Consider the following 14,158-nt stretch of genomic DNA (forward strand, 5'->3'; position numbering starts at 1 on the left):
CTTCCCTACTATTAAACGTATACAAAACCTGAAAACAATAGAACAACTAATTTAAGAAAAAAACGATGCATTGCTAATGGTTCGCAATGCATCGGCATTTCATTTTTTCTTATAGCGTTTGTTATTTTTCACTTATCATCATACAAATGACAAGCTACGTAGTGGTCTCGCTCCACTTCCTGCCAAACAGGAGTTATCTGGGAACAGACCTCCATGGCCACCGGGCAACGTGTCCGAAATACACAGCCACTTGGCGGATCAACCGGGCTTGGGAGTTCTCCCTCCAGTATGATTCGTTCCCGCTCATCTTCAATATCAGGATCAGGAATGGGGATAGCAGATAGTAATGCTTTTGTATAGGGATGCAGCGGGTTTTCATAGAGGCGATCGCTACTGGCAAGCTCAACCATATTACCTAAATACATAACCCCGATGCGATCAGAAATTTGTCGCACCATAGATAGGTCATGGGCAATAAATAAAAAGGTCAATTCTTTTTCCATTTGCAACGCTTTTAGTAGATTTACAACTTGGGCTTGAACCGATACATCCAATGCTGATATTGGTTCATCGGCAATGATAAAATCAGGATTTAAGGCTAATGCTCTGGCAATTCCGATTCGCTGGCGCTGGCCACCACTGAACTCATGAGGATAACGATTGGCATGATCACGATTTAGACCAACCTCCTCCAATAGCTTAAAAATACGGTTATGCAGTTCTTCCTTTGTTTGATAAATGTTATGCACTTCCATTGGTTCTGCGATAACTTCCTTTACTGTCGATCGCGGATTAAGCGAAGCATATGGATCCTGAAAAATCATTTGCATGTTTCGATGAAATGTAAACTTTTCCTTGTCGTCGAATTCATGGACATTCCCTCCATCATAGAAAACATCCCCATCTGTTTTTTCATAAAGCCCCATGATTGTCCTTCCAATTGTTGATTTTCCGCAGCCGGATTCGCCAACGAGTCCGAATGTTTCGCCCCGATTCACATGAAACGTGACATTATTTACAGCTTGTAGTTCTTTCCCTCGTCCCATATGGAAGTATTTTTTCAGATTGCTCACCTGCAAAATTTTCTCATTCATCATTACTTCCCTCCCGTCTGCGCCAGTATCGTCTAGCAGCACAAAGCTCACGCTCGTATATCGTTCCTTTCAGCGCCACAATTTCCACGCCCTTTCCCGTCTGCGGTGCGTGAAGCATTTTTCCATTACCATAATAAATTCCCACATGATGAAGCTTCCCCTTTCCTTCCTCGTAAGCGAAAAAGACTAAATCTCCTGGCAAAAGCTCCTCTAAATCTACTTTTTCTCCGGAAGATGCCTGATCACTGGCATCACGTGCAATCCGGTAGCCATTTGCCTTATGCGTGGCGTATGCTAAACCTGAACAATCATAACCAAACGAACTCATGCCTCCCCAGAAATAAGCAAGTTGTACAAACGGTTCACCAGCTCGAACGATGTCTTGCCCACTCCCCTGTTCTATGCCTTTTTCGGAGGGAAACATATGCACCGCTTCTTTTGACAAATACCCTTTACCATGTGGCGTCTTTACCTCTATGCGCGTTTGCCTGCTACTTGCAATTGGGAGCATCGTCATATAGCTGAGTTTCATGACATTTTCACCTTGCTTATCTTCCAAAAATGCTTTTTTCTGTGTGACAACTGCAAATTGGTTGCTCATCCAATTTGTTTTGTTTACTTGCATTAGTTGTGCACATGGAATCCAGCCGGGATAGCCACGTTCATCTTTTTTGGAGGGTTGAGAGGGTATGATAACTTTCGCAAACGTTTCTTTCTTATCTATCATTATTACTGGTTCTCCGTACAATACTTGAGATTGGATACGATTCTCTTCACAAAGGGCAAGGCTTTCTTCATGGCTTAAATCCCGAATCCATTGGTCGATATCCGCATGAGGACGAACTCCAGGTTCATCAACGTCCCTCGGTGACTGCGGAGATGTCCATACGGTTGCTACCGGAACAGCAGTCACCCACATGTTTTCCGGAAATTGATCAAATGTTTGATTAGTCAATATGGAAGCTCCTTTCTTAAGACCTCTTTCGTATGCACGGTTGATTTCAACCTTCGACGTTTCTATTTTTCTGTATCAAATTTAATAAGCAATCAAAATAGCCTTTCTCTACCATCCTAAGCAATATTTCACGTGCTTTCTCCATCTCATTGTTCATCAACACCTGATTCGATACATAATGTTTTATCAGCAGTTGTTAATATTGCTGGAGCGCCGAGCGGAACGGCGAAGTGTGGAAGACAATGACCGATTTTAAATCCACTCATAACCGGGATTTCCAATGGGCAAAAATAATCCCTGAACACTTGTTCAAGTGTAAGTGATTCCTCTGATTCCGGTTCTGCTTCGGCAAAATCACCGATGACAATACCAGCAACGTCTTCCAATTTCCCTGCAAGCTTCAATTGATTCAGCATCCCGTCCACACGATACGGCTCCTCCCCGATGTCCTCCAGCAAAAGAATTTTTCCCTTCGTATGAATCTCATAAGGTGTTCCAATGGAGCTAACGAGTAAGGATAGATTCCCACCGACTAGTTCTCCCTCAGCCCTGCCGGAAGTGAGCACTTGTAATGGAGAGATTTTTTCCGAGTACATCAGTTTCATCGGTTCAAAAAGCTGTTTAAACATTAATGCAGAAAGTGTGTCAAAATCTTCCTCAGCAATATCAGAAGCAAGCATCGGTCCGTGGAAAGTGATCAGTCCGCATATTTGCCGAATAGCTGTATGTAAATACGTAATATCACTATACCCCCATATGATTTTCGGATGCCTTTTGATCAACGCATAATCAAGATCAGCCGCGATTCGGGCTGTACCATAGCCACCGCGGGCAAAAATAATCGCTTTGATGCGTGTGTCGGCTATCATCTCATGCATATCTTGAACCCGCTGCGCATCTGTACCGGCTAAGTAGCCATGGACATTATCTATATGCCTGCCCCATTCCACATGAAGTCCCATATTTTCAAAAAAGGGGGTGGCCCGTTTTAATTTTTCCAGGTTGGGCGGACCGGCAGGTGCTACAACACCAATCGTATCCCCCCGTTGCAATCGAACAGGACGCCTCATTTACAACCCTCCTTATGAATCGGGACAGGGGGACAGGTTCCTTGTCCCAGCATACGCCACCAAAAGGGGGACGGCTGGGACAATGTCCCTGTCCCCCTGTCCCTATTATTCTTTCTCCACATATTTTAGATCAACATAGCCTACAGGATGGCGCAAGATACCTGATACACTGTCTGCTTCTACAAATACTTGGTTGTAGTACCGCAGTGGAAGAATGGGCATTTCTTCGGCTAACAGTTGTTCTGCTTGGTACATATGCTCCCAGCGACGTTCTTCGTCTGTTTCGGATTTCGCATCGGCGATTAGTTGGTCATATTCTTCATTGGACCAGCCGGTACGATTCATCGATGAATCGGTAACAAAGCTTTCCAGAAAATTAACCGGATCACCATAGTCAAACAGGAATGAACTACGTGAGAGTTGATGTTCTAAATTTTTCTGATCCTCCAGGAAAACATTCCATTCTGTATTTTCCAACGTGACATCAACACCTAGGGTTTCACTAAGCATACCTTGCATTGTTTCCGCAATGGCCTTATTAAGATCATCTGTATTATAGGACAACGTCACTTCCGGCAGCTCCTCGTAGCCTTCCTCTTCCATACCCTCTTCAAGCAAACGCACTGCTTCTTCCGGATCATCGTTTACAAGATCCCCGTTTGCATCACGGAAGTCTTCTCCTGATGGGTTTGTAAAGCCTGGAGAAACAAAGCCATGGGCCGGTTCTACTTTATTTTTCACAACAAAATCTGTGACCTCCTGGCGATTCATCGCTAATGCAAATGCTTGTCGTATTTTCTTATTTTGAAAAGGTTCTTCTTCTACATTAAAACGAAAAAATTCCAATCCTCCTCTTTCATCTATCGCGACATTATCACCTTCAATTAATTCATCGGACAATTCCTCAGGAATTTCTGCAACATCAAGATCGCCGGTATCAAACATTTGATATTGGGTATTCCGATCATTAACCATAGCCCAATGAACGCCATCTAGACTTACGGTATCCGCATCCCAATACTGGTCATTTTTCGCAAAAATCATTTCACTATCATGCTCCCAGGACTCAAGCATAAAAGGTCCATTGGACACAAAGGTATCTGCTTCCGCATGCCAATCCGGATTTTCTGCTGCTACCTCTTCATTGATAGGAAAAAACGCTGGATTTGTTACAACATGCAAGAAAAAACCGGTTGGATCTTCTAATTCCACTTCAAATGTTTTCTCGTCAACTGCTGTTACCCCTACATCTTCTGCTGAACCTTCCCCACTATTAAATGCTTCGCCCCCTTTTACGAAATAAGCCAGAAATGCAGCCGGGGAACCAGTTTCTGGGTCAAGTAATTGCTGCCAAGCATAAACGAAGTCCTCTGCCGTAACGGGATCTCCATTGGACCAATTTGCATCTTCCCGCAGATAAAAAGTATACATAGTTCCATCATCAGAGATATCCCAGTCACTAGCCATTGCAGGTTCAGGCGTGCCGTCATCGCCTAAGCGGGTCAGCCCTTCCATCAAATTATTTAACGGATCCCAGGAATTTTCATCAAATCCAATAGATGGATTAAACGATGTCGGCTCCTCCCAGTTGTTGATGCGAAGCACATTTTCACCTCCTGCCTCTTCCCCTGCATTTGAGCCACCATCCCCTGTTTCCTCTGTATCATTTTCCTCTTCCGGCTCTTCCCCTGCACTTTCATTGGCGGTACACGCTGCTAGAACAATCACCGTCAACAAAGCCAACAAGAATACGAGAAACTTCTTCATCCTTTTTCCCCCTTTTGATTGATTAGCTTTTATTTTCTACTTGAACGTATCATAGAAATCAAAGCATGCCATAAAACACTTGCAAAATGCATGGATTATCTAACCGTGGTAGCTGCTAAAAGTTGTTTCGCTCGCTCATCCTGCAGCCAGCAATCCACCCTATGGGTATCACTCAAGTTTGTATTTACAGGATAAACATGTGCGCACACCTCCATGGCAAATGGGCATCTGGCAGTAAATGGGCATCCTTTCGGAGGGGCAAACAAATCCGGTGGTGTCCCGTCAATTGGCGTTAATGCTTCCCCTTTTACATCTAGCCGTGGCACTGAATTCAATAATCCTTGTGTATAAGGATGCTCATGCTTATAAAATATTTCCCGTTTCGTGCCTTCTTCGATGATTTTTCCTGCATACATAACGACAATTCGATCAGCAATTTTAGCTACAACACCTAAATCATGTGTAATGAGAATAATAGATACGCCTGTAACCGCTTGAATCTTTTCAAAAAGCTCCAGTATCTGTGCTTGAATCGTTACATCAAGGGCTGTCGTTGGTTCATCTGCAATCAACAGTTCTGGTTCACCAATTAAGGCTATGGCAATGACCACACGTTGACGCATCCCTCCACTGAATTGATGGGGATAGTGCTTCAGGCGTTCGTGTGGATTCGGTATACCAACAAGTTCCAACATCTCAATTGCCCGTTGCTTCGCTTCATGTGGGGAAATAGCTTGATGTTGCTTCAACCCTTCCATGAGCTGGGTGCCAATCGTTAATGTCGGGTTTAATGCAGTCATCGGATCTTGAAAAATCATCGATATGTCCACACCACGAATGGAACGCATTTGCTTTTCCGTATTTGTTGTTAAATCGTTACCATGAAACAGAATGGACCCACCTGAAATTTTGCCCGGCGGATCAGGAATCAGCCCCATAATCGCATTAGCTATAACACTTTTCCCACAACCCGACTCCCCGACGATAGCGAGTGTTTCCCCTTTATTTAAATGAAGATCAACGCCACGTACTGCTTTCACCGTCCCTCCATATGTTGTAAAAGTGACATGAAGATCGTTTACTTCGAGAATTTTTTCCATGGTGTCACCTACTTCCTTAATTTCGGATCAAGTGCGTCTTGAAGGCCATCACCCAGTACATTAAATGCAAACATCGTAAATGATATGAAAAATGCCGGGAAAAACAATGTCCACCAATTTCCGGACAGGATCGCACCCAGTGAATCGTTTGCCATCACACCCCAACTGGCATACGGCGATTGTACACCGAGCCCGAGAAAACTTAAAAATGCTTCCGCAAAAATAGCAGTTGGAACCGTTAATGTCATTTGAACAATAATGGGTCCCATTGTATTGGGTAGTAAATTTTTCCGAATAATCCGCGCTGTCTTCGTGCCAAATGATTTAGAAGCGAGGACAAATTCATAGTTCTTAATCTGAAGTACTTGCCCTCGCACAATTCGCGCCATACCTACCCAGCCTGTTACACTTAGCGCAATAATGATAGTGGATAAACTTGGGCCCAGAACGACCAATAATAATATAACGACCAATAAATAAGGTAACCCATATAAAATTTCAATAATACGCATCATCATCCCATCTGTACGACCACCTTTATAACCAGCAATTCCACCATAGATAATCCCAATGGTGACATCAATCAAGGCAGCCATGAAACCTACGAATAAGGATATTCGAGCACCGAACCACGTCCTTGTAAACACATCACGCCCGCCATTATCTGTACCGAACCAATGCTCTAGACTCGGAGGCTGGTATTGATTGGACAAATCTTGCTCGTTAACCTGATGTGGAGACATCATTGGTCCAAAAATAGCCATAAATACGAGCAAAATCAAAAATACGAAGCCAGCCATTGCCAATTTATTTTTCACCAGTCGTTTCCAGGCATCCTCCCAATAGGATAAGGAAGGTCTAGAAACCGACTCCGAAGCTTGCTTGTCTATTTTCCGCCATGTGAACCAATCATCTGGCACGTCGGTCGGAGAATGGGTCACGTCATGATTATGTGTTGATTTCATGCTATTCTCCTCCCTTTTTATTCATTTTTATACGAGGATCGAGAATCCCATATGCCAAATCTACTAGAAATAATGTAATAATCAGGAATGCACTATAAAATACAGTCGTCCCCATAATGACCGGAAAGTCTCGTTGGTTAATGCTTTCTACAAAATATTTCCCCATTCCCGGAATAGCAAAAATTTCCTCAATAACAAACGTCCCTGTTAAAATACCTGCAAGCAATGTCCCTAACATAGTAACGACAGGCATCAAGGCATTTCTAAGTGCATGCTTGATGATAATTTTCCATGGAGACAGTCCTTTTGCACGCGCCATTTTTATGTAATCCTGTGTTAAAACCTCCAGCATCGTTGATCTTGTAAGTCTTGCGACGATCGCCATTGGACTTGTAGCCAGCGCGATAATCGGTAGAATCATATGTGCAGGACTTGACCATGTTGCAGGTGGGAGAATTTCCAAATTAACAGCCAATTGTTGAATCAATAGTGTTGCTAATACAAAATTTGGAATAGATATCCCTAACACGGCAAAACCCATCGCTACATAATCGACAATCCCATTGTGCCTGAGTGCCGCCATGATTCCTAAAATAATCCCTGAAATAACGGCAACGCCAATGGTTAGCACCCCTAATTCAAAGGAAATGGGAAATCCGCGTTCCAATAAACCATTCACCGACTGGTTCGGCTGCTTGATCGATGGTCCGAAGTCAAAGGTGGCAATTGACTTGATATAAAGCAAATACTGCACATAATAAGGCTCATCCAGATTATAATGTGCCTCTAAATTAGCCTGCACCGTCTCATTCGTTGCTCTTTCACTATTAAAAGGTGAACCCGGTATTGTGACCATCAGAACGAATGTTAATGTGACAATGATCCACAAGGTCACAATCATAATCAGCAATCGTTTTAAAATATAGCGAAGCATGATTCCCATCCCTCCAAGCTCCGATTTATTTTCTAGCAAATAATTCATTTTCAAGCCCTTTTTCCGAAAAAGTGATCATACTACTTGATTAATTACTTGAAAACGATGTATTCATGGCAAGCTCTGTCATAACCAACATGGCTTGATATGCTTCCAGAATGTCTTTCGCTTGATATGCAACGATGGTTGTGTCCGGAATGATTTCCGTGTTTGGCATTAAATGCGCCCACTCCGCCTGTCCGTAATTATTGAACTCAATCTTTAATGTCGGGGAATTTGGTGGTGTGAGTGGTTGTACCTGATGTCGGTTTTCCAATGCTTGTTTCGTCTTTTCCTTCAATAGTGCTCCAGCCTTTTTCGGTGTTAAGCTTTTAACCGCAGACCTTGAAATGGTTTCCTTTACAGCAACGGTGACTACATTTGGAATGAGTTCTTCTGCCTCTTTTGCTGCCTGATCATCACCGGAAACCAACAGAATAGGTACACCAAAAAAACCTGCAACATATGCATTAAAGGCCATTTCCCCAATCGGCTTATCATCTATATAAAAATTTCGTACCGCGTGAATCATCGCATGAGACATAACACCAAACTGACCTGCGCGCACGTGATAGCCAACAAACATTGCTCCTGCGTAAGTTTCATCAAGTCCTTGCATCATTGATAGCGCTTTCACATCTCCCGTTATTAATTCCGCTTCCGGATGCAAGTCTTCTATCAATAGATTATTCATTTTTGAATGGCTATCATTGATTAAAATAGATTTACAACCAAATTTAGATGCAGCGTCAATCACGTAATTCGTTTCCTCGGTCATGATTTTACGTCCTCGTTCATAATTATGCTTACCAGCAGTAACATATGTATGATCCGGCAATCCCGTAATTCCTTCCATGTCGACAGAGACATATAATTTCATGATGTACACTTCCTTTGATTCATAAGTATTGGTAATTTTGTTTTGATTCTAACATATAAATTTTAAAATAAAAAGACAATTTTTAATAAAAGTGATAGTGAAAATGATTAAGTCTATATGACGTAATGGCGGTGCATGATTCTCGAGCATTCGAAATAGAATTTGGTTTCCCATATCCATTTAGACGAAGAGCCTCCATAAACAAAAAAAGTGAAAAGCGCCTAGTTAAAACGTAGAGACCCCCGCGTTGCAACTGAGATTAGATGAACTTGACTTGTCGCCAATGAATGGCGAAAGTCTACGTGAATCTTATGCTTGGAAAGCGAAAAGGAATCACGGTGAGGTAACGAACCGATGATGACTTTCGCCACAGGCATAAGTGCGACTATGGCTCTGCCTGCGCCTGTCGGCTTGTCAGTCGCCAAGTCTTCTTTATCGTAGGGAGCTCTCGTGTTATCTCCTAGTTTTTGGCGCTTGTAGCTGGACGTAACCATTAATCAATAATAAGTTATGCCCAAGCAAATCATTTTATAATTTCCTAGGCAACAAAAAAACAGATGAAGCTCCATTGATGAGCGCCACCTGTTTTACAACATCTTTATTTATTATAATTACGATAAATCAGCTACAATTTCAGTTGGATTTTTTTCTACTTGTACAAATGGGTTAACAGCATCACCATTGTCATCAACACGTTCGATGTCTGCGCCAAGTGAAGCTAATTTTCCTGCTAAATCAACATAACCGCGATCAAGATGTTTTAGCTGTGTAACACGTGTATGCCCTTCTGCACGTAACCCGGCTAAAATCAAGGCTGCTGCTGCTCGAAGGTCCGTTGCTGCTACTTCAGCACCTTGTAATTCGCTTGGGCCTTCCACGATAACACTGCGGCCTTCGATTTTCATTTTAGCATTCATACGGCGGAATTCTTCAACATGCATGAAGCGATTCTCAAAAACCGTTTCTGTAATGACACTTGTGCCGTTCGCATTTAACATTAAAGACATCATTTGTGATTGCATATCGGTAGGAAAGCCAGGATGTGGTAGTGTTTTAACATCAGTCGCCTTCAATTCTTTCGGCCCGATAACACGAATCCCGTCGCCTTCTTCCGTGATCATCACGTCCATTTCCTCAAGCTTGGAAATAACAGAACGTAAATGTTCGCTCTCCACATTTTTGATTAACACATTTCCACCCGTAATGGATGCTGCCACCATAAAGGTTCCTGCTTCCACGCGGTCAGGAATAATTGGATGCTCTGTACCGCTTAATTCTTCCACACCTTCAATGCGGATTGTCTCCGTACCAGCACCAACAATTTTTGCCCCCATTTTATTCAAAAAGTTTGCCAGGTCAACGATTTCAGGTTCTTTTGCAACATTTTCGATGGTTGTCGTTCCTTCTGCTAAAGAAGCTGCCATCATAATGTTTTCAGTCGCGCCAACACTCGGCATATCCAGATAAATCTTCGCACCCTTAAGACGCCCATCAGCATTGGCTTCAACAAAACCATTCCCAACATGGACATGGGCGCCCATCGCTTCAAATCCTTTGAGATGTAAATCAATTGGTCTTGATCCAATTGCACAACCGCCAGGCATTGCCACTTTCGCATGACCATAGCGCGCAAGCAGAGGCCCTAACACTAACACGGATGCACGCATTTTACGAACGTATTCAAAAGGAGCTTCTGTTTTTAACTTTTTTGACGCGTCAATCACAACTTCATTATTTTCGAAATGTACATCTGCATTCATGTTTCGCAGGACTTCATTAATGGTATATACATCTGCCAGAACAGGAACATCTGTAATTACACTTCTTCCTTTACTTGCCATAAGACTTGCTGCAATAACGGGGAGCACTGCATTCTTCGCGCCCTCCACTTTCACAGTGCCATTCAACTGGTGCCCACCTCTTACGATGATTTTTTCCATATCATAATTCTCCTCCAGATACAATTTCACTATATTAATATTCATTTATTAGGATAGGTGTTCCTATTGTGTATGTAGGTTCTCCATTTCCTTCTGTAACAGCTATCTGTACGTTCATAGGTGTATCACCTATAGTGATTTTTTGATCCCATAATGGTGTATACCCATAAATAATTTCTTCATGTGTCGAATTTTCGACCGTGTCGTTTTGTGTCTTCCTATGTTGAAGATTCAGATGGTCCGTTAATTCAATTAAAAAACTTTCATCATTTATTATATCACCATTGTCTGTTGTCAGACAAGCAAATACTTCTGCAGATTTCGTAAAATATTTTGTTGCCATTTCATCTCGTATGGATTGATACTGTTCTTTTATAAAAGCATCCCAATGGCCACCTTTCATTACTGCGATTAACTCTGCATGCTGCATATCGTCCTTGGGAATAATAACATTATAGGTTACGGAAATTCCGCTCTTTTTATGAACGCTCCCAGAAGAATATTTTATACTTTTTTCATCCTCATGGACAGTGACTAAATACCTATTTTTCAATTCGTTTAGCTTATCTTGAATAGCAGTTTTATCCATTTTTTCTTTTAATGTAACTTCCCAGTTTCCAACGACTCCATCACTAGTGGTAACAATGGACGCTAATTCTGTCATCTCATCGGTTTGCACATGACTTGCTGCTACTTCTGATGTGATACATAAAAATAATAAACTTATAAATAGCATTTTCCTCATAAAAAAATCCCCCTCAAATTACTAAAGTTACCTATAGTATGAGCAGGGATTATCTTAAATAAACAGGGTAAATTGTGACAATTTACTAGATTGCCAGATTAAAAGAGATATAATAGGTCTCTGGACCATTGTAGGATATCAAGAAAAAATCTACTTACGCCAGAACCGATGACAATCGTAATGAAAAGCAGTAAAATTCTTGCCTCCGTTACACGGCTTTTTCGGATAAGCGGATCAAAATTAATTGCTACTACCAATCGCCATGTGATAGAAATAAAAATGATATGTGAGATAATACTTATAATAGCTGATTGTCCGATATCTAACATGGAAACCACCTTATCTATTTTTGATCACTATTAGTACTTTGCCATTTTCGCATGCATTTGTCAACGAATTGGAGCATAAACTGAAAATTCGACGATATGTCTTTCATTTCCCGGGAAATATCGACAATATTTATATTATATTATCGCTATTTTAAGCATAAAAACTCTCGCAAGCATACGTTACGAGAGTTTTTATTTAAAGATAAGAAAGTATAAAAACCAATTTTTATTCAGGAATAGTCACATCCAGCTCCAAGCGCCAAAAACTAGGAGACTTCACGTCGTAACCTACGATAAGTCATCATCGGTTCGTCACCTCACCGTGGTTCCTTTATCTCAGTTACGCCGCTCCAGTCTCTACGTTTTTAAACGGGCGCTTTGCGCTTTTGTTCTTTAACTGCCGACATTTAATCGGTTCATTGCTCGTTTGAGTGCTAATTCTGCCCGTTGGAAGTCGATATCATCCTGTTTAGACTGGAGACGACGCTCAGCACGTGCTTTCGCTTCTTCTGCACGCCTAACATTAATATCTGAAGGTTTCTCTGCAGTTTGTGCAAGAATTGTTACTTTATCTGGTCTTACCTCCATGAATCCACCGTTTACAGACAGAAGTTTCGTATCGTTATCACTTTTCAAGCGTACCGCGCTAATGGATAATGGAGCAACCAGTGGGATATGCCCTGGTAAAATACCAAGCTCACCGGTTTCTGATTTACAACTAACCATTTCAAAATCCTCTTCCATTACCGGGCCATCAGGAGTAACAACACTCACCGTTAGTGTTTTCAAAGTAACCCCTCCTCGACTGGTATGAAGCTGTCTGATACATGCATATAGTAAAATGCAGAGAGCTTAGATAGAACTCTATTCATCCATACGCCGCTTCTACCATCCGTTATTATTCCATACCTTTTGCCTTTTCAACTACATCTTCAATTGGACCTACCAGGCGAAATGCATCTTCCGGTATATCATCATGTTTACCATCCAAAATTTCTCTAAATCCTTTTATCGTTTCACTTACGGGTACGTAAGATCCTTTTTGACCGGTAAACTGTTCAGCAACATGGAAGTTTTGCGATAAGAAGAATCTCAGACGACGTGCACGAGACACCGTGAGTTTATCCTCGTCTCCCAGCTCGTCCATACCTAAAATAGCAATAATATCCTGCAGTTCCTTATATTTTTGCAACGTTTGCTGAACTTCTTGTGCTACTTGATAATGTTCGTCACCTACAGATTCAGGATCCAATGCTCGTGATGTGGATGCCAGGGGATCCACTGCAGGATAAATACCTTCCTCTGAAAGACTTCGATCCAAGTTTGTTGTTGCATCAAGGTGAGCGAATGTTGTTGCAGGTGCCGGGTCTGTGTAGTCATCGGCAGGCACATAAATAGCCTGAATCGATGTAACCGAACCTTTATCTGTTGATGTAATACGTTCTTGTAATTGTCCCATTTCGGTAGCAAGAGTTGGCTGATAACCAACAGCTGACGGCATACGACCAAGAAGGGCGGAAACTTCAGTACCTGCCTGTGTGAAACGATAAATATTATCGATAAAGAAAAGCACATCTGCTCCTTTTTCATCACGGAAATATTCCGCCATTGTCAGCCCGGTTAATGCGACACGGAAACGTGCACCAGGCGGTTCATTCATCTGACCAAATACCATGGCTGTTTTACTAATAACACCGGAATCCTTCATTTCATAGTAAAGGTCATTTCCTTCTCGTGTACGTTCTCCTACACCGGCAAACACGGAAAGACCACCATGCTCCAGTGCAATATTATTGATGAGTTCCTGGATTAAAACGGTTTTTCCAACGCCTGCTCCCCCGAATAATCCAATTTTACCACCTTTAATGTAAGGTGCCAGTAAATCAACAACTTTGATACCTGTTTCCAGAATTTCTGTCTCTGTTGACAGATGCTCAAACTTAGGTGCTTCCCGGTGAATTGGATCACGGCGCACATCAGCTGGTAGTGGCTCATCAAGATCGATATTTTCACCAATCAGGTTGAAAACCCGGCCCAACGTAACATCTCCAACTGGTACGGAAATCGGCTTGCTTGTATTTTCTACGGCCATTCCACGCGTGACACCATCCGTGGAAGACATGGCAATGGTACGTACACTATTGTCACCAAGATGTAATGCTACTTCCAGTGTAAGTTTAACTTCTTCTTGCCCTTCACTTGCTTGTGCCTGAATTGTTAAGGCATTATTAATTTCGGGGAGCTCTCCGTCATCGAATTTTACGTCAACAACAGGCCCCGTCACTTGTGTAACATGTCCTTTGCTCAATGATTTCCCTCCTAACTAACTTTCCAAAATAA

General features: G+C 42.1%; 13 protein-coding genes. All 13 read right to left on the bottom strand.

All coding sequences use genetic code 11. The features are described 5' to 3' along the window. Window positions 1-128 precede the first annotated feature (128 nt). Window positions 129-1,094, bottom strand: a complete 966-nt coding sequence (locus tag KFZ56_RS16950) for an ABC transporter ATP-binding protein (protein WP_222643238.1) — start codon at window positions 1,092-1,094, stop codon at window positions 129-131. Next, window positions 1,087-2,049: a C40 family peptidase gene (locus KFZ56_RS16955; protein WP_255585193.1), complete on the bottom strand. Its 963-nt coding sequence runs from the start codon at window positions 2,047-2,049 to the stop codon at window positions 1,087-1,089. The genes KFZ56_RS16950 and KFZ56_RS16955 overlap by 8 nt, the downstream gene beginning before the upstream one ends. A 146-nt stretch (window positions 2,050-2,195) precedes the next feature. After that, window positions 2,196-3,119 (bottom strand): S66 peptidase family protein, encoded by a 924-nt coding sequence (locus KFZ56_RS16960; RefSeq protein ID WP_222643239.1) that lies wholly within the window; start codon window positions 3,117-3,119, stop codon window positions 2,196-2,198. A 105-nt stretch (window positions 3,120-3,224) separates the two neighbouring features. After that, window positions 3,225-4,886 carry a peptide ABC transporter substrate-binding protein gene (locus KFZ56_RS16965; protein WP_222643240.1) on the bottom strand — a complete coding sequence of 554 codons (1,662 nt, stop codon included), beginning with the start codon at window positions 4,884-4,886 and terminating at the stop codon, window positions 3,225-3,227. A gap of 95 nt (window positions 4,887-4,981) precedes the next feature. Next, window positions 4,982-5,986, bottom strand: coding sequence for an ABC transporter ATP-binding protein (locus KFZ56_RS16970; RefSeq protein ID WP_222643242.1), 1,005 nt, complete (start codon window positions 5,984-5,986; stop codon window positions 4,982-4,984). An 8-nt stretch (window positions 5,987-5,994) separates the two neighbouring features. Further along, a complete protein-coding gene (locus KFZ56_RS16975) occupies window positions 5,995-6,951 on the bottom strand; it encodes an ABC transporter permease (protein WP_222643244.1) in 957 nt (318 codons plus the stop codon). A 1-nt stretch (window position 6,952) separates the two neighbouring features. After that, complete coding sequence (locus KFZ56_RS16980) at window positions 6,953-7,885, bottom strand: ABC transporter permease (RefSeq protein WP_222644039.1); 933 nt, start codon at window positions 7,883-7,885, stop codon at window positions 6,953-6,955. A gap of 88 nt (window positions 7,886-7,973) precedes the next feature. Then, window positions 7,974-8,804 (bottom strand): D-aminopeptidase DppA, encoded by an 831-nt coding sequence (dppA, locus tag KFZ56_RS16985; RefSeq protein WP_222643245.1) that lies wholly within the window; start codon window positions 8,802-8,804, stop codon window positions 7,974-7,976. A 611-nt stretch (window positions 8,805-9,415) separates the two neighbouring features. Further along, window positions 9,416-10,744, bottom strand: coding sequence for a UDP-N-acetylglucosamine 1-carboxyvinyltransferase (gene murA, locus KFZ56_RS16990; protein WP_222643247.1), 1,329 nt, complete (start codon window positions 10,742-10,744; stop codon window positions 9,416-9,418). Between the two features lie 34 nt (window positions 10,745-10,778). After that, window positions 10,779-11,489, bottom strand: a complete 711-nt coding sequence (locus KFZ56_RS16995; RefSeq protein ID WP_222643249.1) for a YwmB family TATA-box binding protein — start codon at window positions 11,487-11,489, stop codon at window positions 10,779-10,781. Between the two features lie 98 nt (window positions 11,490-11,587). Continuing rightward, window positions 11,588-11,818, bottom strand: coding sequence for a DUF1146 family protein (locus KFZ56_RS17000; RefSeq protein WP_222643251.1), 231 nt, complete (start codon window positions 11,816-11,818; stop codon window positions 11,588-11,590). A gap of 393 nt (window positions 11,819-12,211) precedes the next feature. Beyond that, window positions 12,212-12,607: a F0F1 ATP synthase subunit epsilon gene (locus tag KFZ56_RS17005; protein WP_222643252.1), complete on the bottom strand. Its 396-nt coding sequence runs from the start codon at window positions 12,605-12,607 to the stop codon at window positions 12,212-12,214. 109 nt (window positions 12,608-12,716) lie between these two features. Further along, the gene (gene atpD, locus KFZ56_RS17010) at window positions 12,717-14,126 is read right to left on the bottom strand and encodes a F0F1 ATP synthase subunit beta (protein ID WP_222643253.1); all 1,410 of its coding nucleotides are present in this window, start codon (window positions 14,124-14,126) and stop codon (window positions 12,717-12,719) included. Window positions 14,127-14,158: the final 32 nt, after the last annotated feature.

Origin of the sequence: Virgibacillus sp. NKC19-3 (assembly GCF_019837165.1) — a bacterium.
GTDB classification, from domain to species: domain Bacteria; phylum Bacillota; class Bacilli; order Bacillales; family Amphibacillaceae; genus Virgibacillus_L; species Virgibacillus_L saliphilus.

Bases quoted from the DNA above. Each gene is read 5' to 3' on its own strand.
- KFZ56_RS17000 (WP_222643251.1), bottom strand. From the start codon at position 11,818: ATGTTAGATATCGGACAATCAGCTATTATAAGTATTATCTCACATATC.
- KFZ56_RS16950 (WP_222643238.1), bottom strand. From the start codon at position 1,094: ATGAATGAGAAAATTTTGCAGGTGAGCAATCTGAAAAAATACTTCCAT.
- KFZ56_RS16965 (WP_222643240.1), bottom strand. From the start codon at position 4,886: ATGAAGAAGTTTCTCGTATTCTTGTTGGCTTTGTTGACGGTGATTGTT.
- KFZ56_RS16995 (WP_222643249.1), bottom strand. From the start codon at position 11,489: ATGAGGAAAATGCTATTTATAAGTTTATTATTTTTATGTATCACATCA.
- murA (WP_222643247.1), bottom strand. From the start codon at position 10,744: ATGGAAAAAATCATCGTAAGAGGTGGGCACCAGTTGAATGGCACTGTG.
- KFZ56_RS16975 (WP_222643244.1), bottom strand. From the start codon at position 6,951: ATGAAATCAACACATAATCATGACGTGACCCATTCTCCGACCGACGTG.
- KFZ56_RS16970 (WP_222643242.1), bottom strand. From the start codon at position 5,986: ATGGAAAAAATTCTCGAAGTAAACGATCTTCATGTCACTTTTACAACA.
- KFZ56_RS16960 (WP_222643239.1), bottom strand. From the start codon at position 3,119: ATGAGGCGTCCTGTTCGATTGCAACGGGGGGATACGATTGGTGTTGTA.
- KFZ56_RS16980 (WP_222644039.1), bottom strand. From the start codon at position 7,885: ATGCTTCGCTATATTTTAAAACGATTGCTGATTATGATTGTGACCTTG.
- dppA (WP_222643245.1), bottom strand. From the start codon at position 8,804: ATGAAATTATATGTCTCTGTCGACATGGAAGGAATTACGGGATTGCCG.